Source organism: Enterobacter sp. CM29, from assembly GCF_013179605.1.
Classification (GTDB): domain Bacteria; phylum Pseudomonadota; class Gammaproteobacteria; order Enterobacterales; family Enterobacteriaceae; genus Enterobacter; species Enterobacter intestinihominis.
The window spans coordinates 1-10,231 of the sequence record NZ_JABMCU010000162.1; the positions used below are offsets into that span (position 1 = coordinate 1).

The 10,231-nt window shown below is 53.2% G+C and carries 8 protein-coding genes; 5 read left to right on the forward strand and 3 right to left on the reverse strand.

The genetic code is table 11. The features are described from left to right. The first annotated feature begins 379 nt into the window (after positions 1-379). The gene (locus HP459_RS17385; protein ID WP_023299116.1) at positions 380-1,333 is read left to right on the forward strand and encodes a nickel/cobalt transporter; all 954 of its coding nucleotides are present in this window, start codon (positions 380-382) and stop codon (positions 1,331-1,333) included. A 32-nt stretch (positions 1,334-1,365) separates the two neighbouring features. Here HP459_RS17385 and proP read toward each other — a convergent pair whose 3' ends face one another. Then, a complete protein-coding gene (gene proP, locus HP459_RS17390; RefSeq protein ID WP_022646793.1) occupies positions 1,366-2,868 on the reverse strand; it encodes a glycine betaine/L-proline transporter ProP in 1,503 nt (500 codons plus the stop codon). Positions 2,869-3,515: 647 nt separating this feature from the next. Between proP and kdgT the strand changes: the two genes are divergently transcribed. Next, positions 3,516-4,508: a 2-keto-3-deoxygluconate transporter gene (gene kdgT / locus HP459_RS17395; protein ID WP_171936544.1), complete on the forward strand. Its 993-nt coding sequence runs from the start codon at positions 3,516-3,518 to the stop codon at positions 4,506-4,508. 33 nt (positions 4,509-4,541) lie between these two features. On the opposite strand, the gene HP459_RS17400 is transcribed toward kdgT, so the two are convergent. Both HP459_RS17400 and crfC read right to left on the reverse strand, forming a co-directional pair. Next, complete coding sequence (locus tag HP459_RS17400) at positions 4,542-5,420, reverse strand: diguanylate cyclase regulator RdcB family protein (RefSeq protein WP_022646791.1); 879 nt, start codon at positions 5,418-5,420, stop codon at positions 4,542-4,544. Beyond that, positions 5,417-7,771 (reverse strand): clamp-binding protein CrfC, encoded by a 2,355-nt coding sequence (gene crfC / locus HP459_RS17405; RefSeq protein WP_022646790.1) that lies wholly within the window; start codon positions 7,769-7,771, stop codon positions 5,417-5,419. Before crfC ends, HP459_RS17400 begins: the two co-directional genes overlap by 4 nt. A gap of 591 nt (positions 7,772-8,362) precedes the next feature. On the opposite strand from crfC, the gene HP459_RS17410 reads away from it, so the two are divergent. The 3 genes from HP459_RS17410 to phnC all read left to right on the forward strand — a co-directional run bounded on the left by HP459_RS17410 (position 8,363) and on the right by phnC (position 10,172). Then, positions 8,363-8,698, forward strand: coding sequence for a zinc ribbon domain-containing protein YjdM (locus HP459_RS17410; RefSeq protein ID WP_022646789.1), 336 nt, complete (start codon positions 8,363-8,365; stop codon positions 8,696-8,698). Between the two features lie 80 nt (positions 8,699-8,778). Next, positions 8,779-9,210: a VOC family metalloprotein YjdN gene (yjdN, locus tag HP459_RS17415; RefSeq protein WP_022646788.1), complete on the forward strand. Its 432-nt coding sequence runs from the start codon at positions 8,779-8,781 to the stop codon at positions 9,208-9,210. Between the two features lie 173 nt (positions 9,211-9,383). Further along, a complete protein-coding gene (phnC, locus tag HP459_RS17420) occupies positions 9,384-10,172 on the forward strand; it encodes a phosphonate ABC transporter ATP-binding protein (protein ID WP_003860210.1) in 789 nt (262 codons plus the stop codon). The last annotated feature ends 59 nt before the right edge of the window (positions 10,173-10,231 follow it).

The window sequence follows — 10,231 nt, forward strand, 5'->3', positions numbered from 1 at the left end:
TGAGTGCCCACACAGATTGTCTGATAAATTGTTAAAGAGCAGTTGCGACGCGCTTCAGCGCTCTGTCGCGAGGTGGCGTATATTACGCTTTCCTCTTTCAGAGTCAACCCGTTATTTCAGGATTTTTTCTCTTCAACCGACCGGGTTGTCTGTGAAGTGATTCACATCCGCCGTGTCGATGGAGGCGCATTATAGGGAGTTCCCGAGCGACCGCAACAGAAAAGTTGCAAAAAAATGACTGACTGCTGTATTCCCCAGCAAAACCCCGCCTTATACCCTTTTACGCACAGAGTTATCCACAATCCATTGACGATCCCGGTGCGATCCCGCTAATTGAACACTATACTAGCGGCAAATATTCCTCTCGCAGACCAACCTGATGACGACACAACGACTTCAACGTGACTGGCGTATCCCAACCGCCGGGCTCGCCGTGCTGGTGTTACTTATGGCAGGTTTCGCACTGCATACGCACTGGAATGCATTTATTCAGTGGTGCCTCGCCGCTCAGATCACCCTGCACCGTTATCTGGTGATGTATTTGCTGCAACTTAATAATCATCAGTACAGCGGTGGGCTGTGGTTGTTAACCGGTGCGTTTCTTTATGGTGTACTCCATGCCGTTGGACCAGGACACGGCAAATTTATCGTCGCCACGTATCTCAGCACCAATAAAGAGAGCCAGCTCGCGGCGCGCGTCGTACCGTTTATCGGTAGCCTGATGCAGGGCGTCAGCGCGATCCTCTTTGTCTTTATCCTGGCGGTTGGATTGAACCTCGCGGCAGGGGATATCAGTACCAGCCGTTGGTACGTCGAGAAAATCAGCGCCTTACTGATTGCCGCCTTCGGTGCGTTTATCATTTATCAGGCGCTCAGCAGCCTGCGTCCGCGCAAAATGGCGATTAGCGCCATCAAGCCGCATCATCAGCATAATGAACACTGTGGCTGCGGCCATCACGGCGTAGGGGTGGATCTGGCTAAAAGCGACTGGAAAACCCGTCTGGGCGTGGTGCTGGCCATTGGCGCACGCCCGTGCAGCGGAGCAATTATGATCCTGATGTTCTCGAATGCGCTCGGCATTATTAGCTGGGGAATTGCTGCTGTGATGACAATGTCGCTGGGCACGGCGCTGTCGATTATGGGGCTGTCGCTGGCAGTACGTTACGCGCGTGAACGCACAGTAGCCTGGTTTAGTGGCGGCACTTCCCTGAACTGGGTAATGCCGATGGTCAAAATAGCCGGAGGAGTTGTTCTGATATTGTTCGCAACTATCCTCTTCCTGACGGTGATCCCCGTCAGCGCCAGCGGCGACTATATCGCCGCAGGATGCTAATAAAAGAAAACCCGCCAGCGGCGGGTTTTTTATCACTCGTTAATTCGCGGATGCTGGTCAACCAGGCGAGAACGTTTTTTCTGAAGCTCTTCAATCTCTGCGTCAATATCTTCAATCTTCTGCTCTACGTTATCGTAGTGCTCGCGCAGGATCTCCTTCGCTTCCTGAATATCGGACGCCGCAGGCGTTGCCCCTTTCAGTGGACGGTTCGCCGTCTCCTTCATAGTAATACCGGTAATCAGGCCAATCACCGCAATAACCATCAGATAGTAAGCAGGCATCATCAGGTTCTGCGTGCTCTCCACCAGTGAAGCAGCAAGCGTCGGCGTCAGGCCCGCAATCAGAACGGAGATATTAAAGGCTGCCGCCAGCGCACTGTAGCGAATATGCGTCGGGAACATTGCCGGTAGCGTAGAAGCCATCACCCCGATAAAGCAGTTGAGGATCACCGCCAGCATCAGCAGACCGGCGAAAATCAGCCCCAGCACATTGCTGTTAATCAGAATAAAGGCCGGGATTGCCAGCGCGAACAGTGCGACGCTACCGAGAATAATGAATGGCTTACGGCCAAAGCGGTCGCTCAGCAGACCCATAATCGGCTGCACGAACAGCATGCCTACCATGATGGCGATAATAATCAGCACACCGTGGTCTTCCGAGTAGTGCAGGTTATGCGACAGATAGCTCGGCATGTAAGTCAGCAGCATGTAATAGGTCACGTTGGTGGAAATCACCAGACCGATACAGGTCAGCAGGCTGCGCCAGTGTTTGGTCGCAATCTCCTTGAACGACACTTTCGGGCCATCCTGCAACCCTTCACGGTCGCCCTGCTCCAGCTTTTCAACGTGCTGCTGGAACGCAGGCGTCTCTTCCAGGGCGTGACGCAGGTAAAGACCGATGATGCCAAGCGGCAGCGCCAGGAAGAACGGAATACGCCAGCCCCAGTCGAGGAAGTTCTCTTCACCCACTACGGTTGAAATCAGAACCACAACTCCCGCGCCCATGACAAACCCGGCAATCGAACCAAAGTCGAGCCAGCTGCCCATAAAGCCGCGTTTTCGATCCGGAGAATACTCGGCGACAAAAATCGATGCACCGGTATATTCGCCGCCAACGGAGAAGCCCTGCGCCATCTTACAGATCAACAGCAGGATCGGTGCCCATATACCAATGGTCGCATAGGACGGAATAAGGCCGATACAGAATGTACTTATCGACATGATGACAATAGTAATAGCCAGGATCTTCTGGCGACCATATTTATCACCCAGCATGCCGAAGAACAGGCCACCGAGAGGGCGAATAAGGAAGGGAACAGAGAACGTACCCAGCGCGGCAATCATCTGCAAGCTGGGATCGGCACCGGGGAAGAACACTTTACCAAGCGCATAGGCAACAAAGCCGTAGACACCAAAATCGAACCACTCCATCGCATTACCGAGCGAGGCCGCCGTAATCGCTTTGCGCAGTTTCGCATCATCAATAATGGTGACATCGCGCAGCGTGATGGGTTTTACTTTTTTCCTTCTAAGCATAGCTTTCCTCGTAGACTCAGCCCCGTCCGTTTCACAGCGCATTTGCAAGCTGTGAACCAGAGATCCGCTCCATGCGAATCTCCTTATTCAAGCGTAGCAGGTTTACTTACATTGACGTTTTACCTCAATACAACCGAACCTGTTGACGCCTGTCTGGGCAGTTAAAGACCTTTTTACCCTACCAGCGTTTATATATGTGATCAACTTCACATATATTTTTCCGGTTCGTAAGTTGGCTTCAGGTTTTGTCAATTCACGATAAATAAGGTCATTCTCACCCCCCTTTATCAAGCACATCTTAACACCCGTTATTATTCCTCTTAAAACAAAAAACAATCACATTTCTTCACATCGAATTTACACAAAATTTAATTATTAACAGCGGGCATTCCTGTTTACATTCAATATGTGACGCAGATAACTAAAACAGTGTTTTATTTTCATTGAATCGCAATTCCAAAGATCGCATGATAAACCCGAACACAATATCCCAGCGGCTTTCAAATGAAGGAATGCTAAGCACCTGAATTTCGCTTTACAGCATAAGTAACGAATCGATTGGTCTTCAAAAAAGGCAATCATTTGAATTTGTTGATCTATTTTTTGAGATTTCCGCCAGCCACGCGGGCGAGATGTGAGGGTTAATGATGAAGATTAAAGCAACAATAGAACGCATCCCGGGCGGGATGATGCTGGTCCCGCTGGTACTTGGCGCGATATTAAATACGCTGGCCCCGAATACCGGTGCTTATTTTGGCGGTTTTACAAAAGGTATGATCACCGGAACGGTGCCGATTCTGGCAGTCTGGTTCTTTTGCATCGGCGCATCTATTAATTTACGTGCAACTGGTACGGTATTACGTAAATCAGGGACGCTGGTCATTACTAAAATTGCGGTCGCCTGGGTCGTTGCCATGATCTGCGCGATGTTCATTCCGGAGAATGGCATACAGACCGGATTCTTCGCCGGATTATCCGTTCTGGCCATTGTTTCAGCAATGGATATGACCAACGGCGGTCTCTATGCCAGCCTGATGAATCAATATGGCACCAAAGAAGAATCAGGCGCGTTCGTGCTGATGTCCCTGGAGTCGGGTCCGCTGATGACCATGCTGATTCTGGGTTCTGCCGGCCTTGCCTCCTTTGAACCCCACCATTTTGTCGGGGCGATCCTGCCGTTCCTGATTGGTTTTGCGCTAGGCAACCTCGATCACGATCTGCGCGATTTCTTCAGCAAAGCCACCCCGGTACTGATCCCGTTCTTCGGCTTCGCGTTGGGCAATACCATCAATCTGAACGTGATTCTGGAAACCGGCCTGCTGGGTATTGTGCTGGGTGTTGCCGTCATCCTCATCACGGGTATTCCGCTAATTATTGCAGACCGCGTCATCGGGGGCGGTAACGGAACCGCAGGTGTGGCCGCCTCGTCGGCCGCAGGCGCTGCGGTAGCTAACCCGGTGATTATCGCCCAGATTAACCCGGCCTTTGAACCAGTGGCGGCTTCCGCCACGGCCCTGGTTGCCGCCAGCGTGATTGTGACGGCGATTCTGGTCCCGATCATCACGGCGCTGTACGCCAGACGTTTTGGACAGGTTCCGGAAACCCAGGCAGAGCCGAAAGCGGTAGAAATGCACCACTAAGCCGTTCGCCCCCTCCTTAAAAAGAGGGGGCAATCACGCACTAAATATCTCTTCCACCATGCCATCCACCAGCCGTTTTGCCGAACAGAGTCTCGGCATACCCAGCGCGACCGTTTGCCAGCTCTGCGTCACTGACCAGCTCACCGGATGTTTATCCGCCTGACACCAGTCCCCCAGCCAGCCAAGCATATCTTTATAATCCATCAGACCAGGAGAAGCGGGCGTCGTCAGCCACTGATGGTAAAAATGCCGGGTGGTGGGAGAAGCGTTAATCCCCTGTGCCAGATAGTTTGCGGCCATGCTGCGCAGGTTATCTTTCAGCATGGCCGCCACATCACTATTCGCCAGACGACAGGCATCGCCAAACGCGCCCCAGCGCAACTCTTCCAGCACGATAAAGCAGCGGCCAGCCAGCGACCAGCCGTCATACTGCCCGGCTCGCCAGCGGGTAAAAATTTGCTCGCTGTGCTCGCCCGCCTGAACCGTAAGGCCGCGCTGCGCGAGCGCTTTCTCTTTATAGGCGGCACGCTGGTTGAAATGTGCGGAGAGCGCCTCGTACTGTTGCAACAATCCGGAAGGTTGAGGGAGGCGTGGATTAACCTGCTGGCGCAGGGCTACCAGCTTGTCGGACATGCGGGTCAGCGCCAGGTGTCCAGGGTCGAGCATACCGGCCAGTTTCTCCGCCAGACCCAGCCGCAGTGCTGCATTTTCGTTGAGCATTCCCGCCATTGCCCATGGCCGCAACCGGGTCTGCGTAACGATCTCCTGCGTCAAACGCTCACGAAATTGCAGTTGCTGTGGCCCCAGGAGGGTGTGACGAGCAGCATCCGCCCCCTGGACCAAATCGACCATAAATTTTGGATGAATACACTCCAGCGTCCGCCCGGGACCGTCCAGTAGCTGTGTTGTCATGGTTGCTCTGCCGCGAATAAGGTTTGAATATCATCGCGTAACAGTCGGGTATCTTCCTGAATCCACGCCGCTGTGGTCATACTTTGCTTCAACAACTGGCTAAGCGCCCGGGTTGAATGCTCATTCTGCTGCCGCACGGCAAGGCTATCACGCAAGCTTTCCTGTAACCCGGTCAGGCACAACGAAAACTCTGCAAAGAACGTTGCCATACCTGCCGTAACAGAGACATCGACCTGCGCGGCCAAAGCTTTACGTATTTGATCGCAAAACTGATCGGTATGCTGCGTAAATTTGCCATGAAGCTGGGCGATATCGATGACATATCGGGTGCGCGTCTCCACATACGCTTCCCAGCCCCAGCCGGGATGATTGAGCCAGCGCGAGACGGTATTACGTACGCTGCCCGCCCCTGCAGGCTGACTGGCGGGAGGGGTGTCCTGCACAATGGCATCATTAAATAAGCCGCGCGTATTGAAGTTAAGCTGGTTTGCCTGAAACGCCGGAAAGCTAATCCGCGCCCGAAAGCCGGCATGACTGAGCTGTTCCTTAATTTGCATCTCGATGGGGCGCATCGCCTCATTCAACGATCGGGCGAGCGTAGACTCCAGCTGATCGAAGCGTAACGCCAGCTCCCGGCTAATTCTGCTCTGCGCATTCAGCAAAATCTGCTCGCATGACGATCGGATCTTGCTCAGGACAATCTGTGCCTGCCCTTCATCGTCAAGCACCAGTTGCTGGTTCCCATCCGTGTCGTCTGTACGCATGCTGGATGGCTCGCGCCCGGCTAAATCAAGAATTAACGGGCGGCTAAACATGTCGTCCAGCGCCTGGTGAAGTTCGCCTTTCTGACTAAGCAGAAATGTATCCGCTGCGTTGAGCGCCTCTTCAACTTCATGCTGGACCTCATCGCTCACTACGCTCTGCCGCTGACGCAGCATCGCCATGTCCTCTTCCAGGCGCTTAATATTCCGCTCCAGCTCATCAAAGGCGACCGTCAGTCCCTGATGGCGAAAATCCAGGTATTCTCTGGCATTTTGCGCATAGTTCAGCAGCTTATGCGATGCCGACCGCAGGGCGAACAGCGAGGCGTTGGCGTAAGCCGCGTAAATCAGCTTGCGGATGGGCTGTTCGAACAGCGAATCCTCCCACAGCAGATCCGCCGCATGGCGAATATGGTCACTATCGTCGAGATCGGCCGTACGCCAGCGGCGGCCCAGCGCGGCCTCGGCAAAATCCTGCACCCAACGCTGATCCTGATGATCGGGAAGCCGCCCATGGGTGTTCATCTCATAGCGGGCGCGGTTTGCCAGGTAGGCCCACATGGAAGAGACCGGATAAATTTGTCCCGGAGAAATATTCCCTTTCATCAGCGTGCCGGAAATCATCGCCCGAACCTGCTCTTCATCGTCGCTGTTACGATCTTTCTGATCGAATTTATTGACCAGGGCGTAAAGCGGCACGGATTTCCCCGCCGCCGAAATTGCCTGCCGAACCTCGGCGTCGGAAATGGATTTAAGCTGGGTATAGTCCATCACCGCCAGCACGGCGGAGGCGCGCGCCAGCTGCTCGCTGAGCATTTTTTGCAGGTGCGGCTGACCGGCCTCGTTCGGCCCCGGCGTGTCGAGCAGCGTCAGTTGACCAAGATGCGCATCCAGACCGGCGAGGTGCACAAATTCCACCTCAATCACCGGAATATGTTCAATCGCGGCATACTCAGAAAAAGGAAACTCCACACCCAGCGCCTGCGAAAGCCGCACCAGATCGTTCAGGCTTTTCAGACAATGAAAGATGGGCTCCGCGCCCAGGTGATGTTTTCCGAACGCCTCACCTCTTTCGATGCGCTCCAGCAGCGTATTCATGTCCTTGTCGATTTCCAGACGCCGCGCCAGCTTGCCGCGATCTTTATCGCACAATTTCGTCTGCAACTGGGAAATCAGGGTATCAATGGGCGCAACGTGCAAAAAATGCAGCACCGGCTCCTTCTGGCCCGGCGTATGGCGGATCAGCGTGGGCAGCGCCGTCATCGGACGATTGCGGTTCGGCAGCACTTCCGTGCCCACAATCGCATTAATGGTGGTCGATTTTCCCGCTTTCATGGTACCCACAATCGCCAGCACCATTTCGAGGCGGGTTATTTTGCGTAATTCGTTATTCAGCAACGCCTGCTGAGCGTCGACACCCCGCGCGCTAAAATGTAATGGCAAAACGTTGTTATTAACGCCGCTCATGGCAGCGGCTGTGCTATCCAGCTTTGCAATCGGCATTGATTTTAATGAATCAAGATTGTTCAGAGCCAGCTGTAACAAACGTTCGGCTTCCTGGCTTAATTCAAATATGGTCTGTGTGTGCATGATAAAAGCCTTCCCTTAACGCAAATTTATTACTTTTATTAAGCCACGTTTTTTTAATTATACTGTTCAGGCTTATATGATCACGTATGGAAAACATGTTCATTTAATACAAGTAACTGAAGATAATGAGAATTTAAATCTCACCCTTCTAATACGTGTAAAACATCCCTCTGGTCAGAAGACCAAAAGTAAATAGACAAAACGCATTTTCAGGAAACATCAGGAGATATCATCGTTATTTACCCACCAAAAAAGAGAGGTATTCCCTGACACCAAAAGATGTATAGCATCAGAAAGGATAGATAAATAACGGCTTGTTCCTTCACCTTATCCGAAATGGCACAGCGTAGCAATTTGCTGTAATAAAATATTCGATATATTTATCATCATAACGATCACTGCTGTGCAGGGCATAAGCTTCCCTTAATTCACTGACAGTTCGTGTCATCTTTTACGCATTTTTGCGCTATTTTTCTAAAACAATATCACCGACAAAAGTGGGGATTTGCGTTATACTCGCTGCCTTTTTCGGCACACTGCCGTCATTTAGCTGGCGTTTTCCAGCGTGTTAACACTTTTGAGGATACCAACATGCAACTTCCACACTGCCCGAAATGCAATTCTGAATACACCTATGAAGACAATGGCATGTTCGTTTGCCCGGAATGCGCCCATGAATGGAACGATGCGGAGCCTGCGCAGGACAGCGATACGCTGATTGTGAAAGACGCGAACGGCAACCTGCTGTCAGACGGCGACAGCGTTACCGTTGTGAAAGATCTGAAGGTAAAAGGCAGTTCTTCCATGCTGAAGATTGGTACCAAAGTGAAAAACATCCGTCTTGTTGAAGGCGATCATAATATCGATTGCAAAATTGACGGCTTCGGTCCGATGAAACTGAAATCTGAGTTCGTGAAAAAGAACTGATTGACCCGCCCGGTGACGCTTCGCTTACCGGGCGTTCGGGAACTACACTTAACGGGCTTTTCTTACGTGAGGTAAAGATTATGCCGTTAAGTCCCTACATCTCTTTCGCCGGCAACTGTGCGGAGGCCACCGCCTTCTATCAGCAGGCCGTCGGCGCAGAACTCCTCTACAAAATCACCTTCGGCGAAATGCCTAAAGACGAAAACAGCGAAGAAGGCTGTCCGTCCGGCATGAACTTCCCGGATACCGCCATCGCCCACTCTAACGTCCGCATCGCGGGCAGCGACATTATGATGAGCGACGGGATACCGCCTGGCAGCAGCGCGCAATACGCGGGTTTCACACTGGTGCTCGACACCCAGGATGTGTCGGAAGGCAAGCGCTGGTTCGACAACCTCGCCGATGGCGGCAATATTGAAATGGCCTGGCAGGAGACCTTCTGGGCGCACGGATTCGGCACTGTGACCGACAAATACGGCGTGCCGTGGATGATTAACGTCGTTAAATCGTAGGCTGGATAAGCGCAGCGCATCCGGCAACAGCGTCCGGTGGCGCTGCGCTGGCCGGGCCTACGGTGATTGTCATCAAATCCCCCTCAACTCTTCAAACTCCCGCAACCAACACTTAACCTGAATGTCATATTGATACGCCAGCATGAGGCCACATTTATCGTGAGGCCCAGCACATGCAAACTGTCATTCGCGTCGAGAAACTGAGCAAAACCTTCCATCACAACAAGGCGCTGCATGCCGTTGATCTGACCGTCCAGCAGGGCGAAATGGTGGCGCTGCTGGGGCCATCCGGTTCAGGAAAATCCACCCTTCTTCGTCACTTAAGCGGCCTCATTACCTGTGACAAAACGCCGGAAAGCCGCGTCGAGCTGCTGGGTAACACCGTGCAACATGCGGGGCGTCTGGCGAGCGATATTCGCAAAAGCCGCGCGCAGACGGGCTATATCTTTCAGCAGTTCAACCTGGTGAACCGCCTGACGGTGCTCGAGAACGTGCTGATTGGCGCGCTCGGCAGCACCCCGTTCTGGCGCACCTGCCTGCGCTGGTTCTCCCCTTCCCAGAAACAAGAAGCCTTACAGGCGCTGACCCGCGTCGGCATGGCGCATTTTGCCCACCAGCGCGTCTCAACGCTCTCCGGCGGACAGCAGCAGCGCGTCGCCATCGCCCGCGCCCTGATGCAGAAAGCCAAAATCATTCTGGCCGATGAGCCTATCGCCTCGCTGGATCCGGAATCGGCCCGCATCGTGATGGAAACCCTGCGCGACATCAACCAGAACGACGGCATCACCGTGGTGGTGACGCTGCATCAGGTGGATTACGCCCTGCGCTACTGCGAGCGCATCGTCGCCCTGCGTCAGGGCCACGTGTTCTTCGATGGCGCCAGCCATCAGTTTGATAACGAACGTTTTGATCATCTCTACCGCAGCGTAAACCGCGTCGAAGAACGCGCGCAGGCTGCTTAACGCCCCGATAACGAGGAATGGAAATGAACTACAAAGCCGTTGCCGCGCTGGCCTTCACC

Bases quoted from the DNA above. Each gene is read 5' to 3' on its own strand.
- HP459_RS17385 (WP_023299116.1), top strand. From the start codon at position 380: ATGACGACACAACGACTTCAACGTGACTGGCGTATCCCAACCGCCGGG.
- proP (WP_022646793.1), bottom strand. From the start codon at position 2,868: ATGCTTAGAAGGAAAAAAGTAAAACCCATCACGCTGCGCGATGTCACC.
- kdgT (WP_171936544.1), top strand. From the start codon at position 3,516: ATGAAGATTAAAGCAACAATAGAACGCATCCCGGGCGGGATGATGCTG.
- HP459_RS17400 (WP_022646791.1), bottom strand. From the start codon at position 5,420: ATGACAACACAGCTACTGGACGGTCCCGGGCGGACGCTGGAGTGTATT.
- crfC (WP_022646790.1), bottom strand. From the start codon at position 7,771: ATGCACACACAGACCATATTTGAATTAAGCCAGGAAGCCGAACGTTTG.
- HP459_RS17410 (WP_022646789.1), top strand. From the start codon at position 8,363: ATGCAACTTCCACACTGCCCGAAATGCAATTCTGAATACACCTATGAA.
- yjdN (WP_022646788.1), top strand. From the start codon at position 8,779: ATGCCGTTAAGTCCCTACATCTCTTTCGCCGGCAACTGTGCGGAGGCC.
- phnC (WP_003860210.1), top strand. From the start codon at position 9,384: ATGCAAACTGTCATTCGCGTCGAGAAACTGAGCAAAACCTTCCATCAC.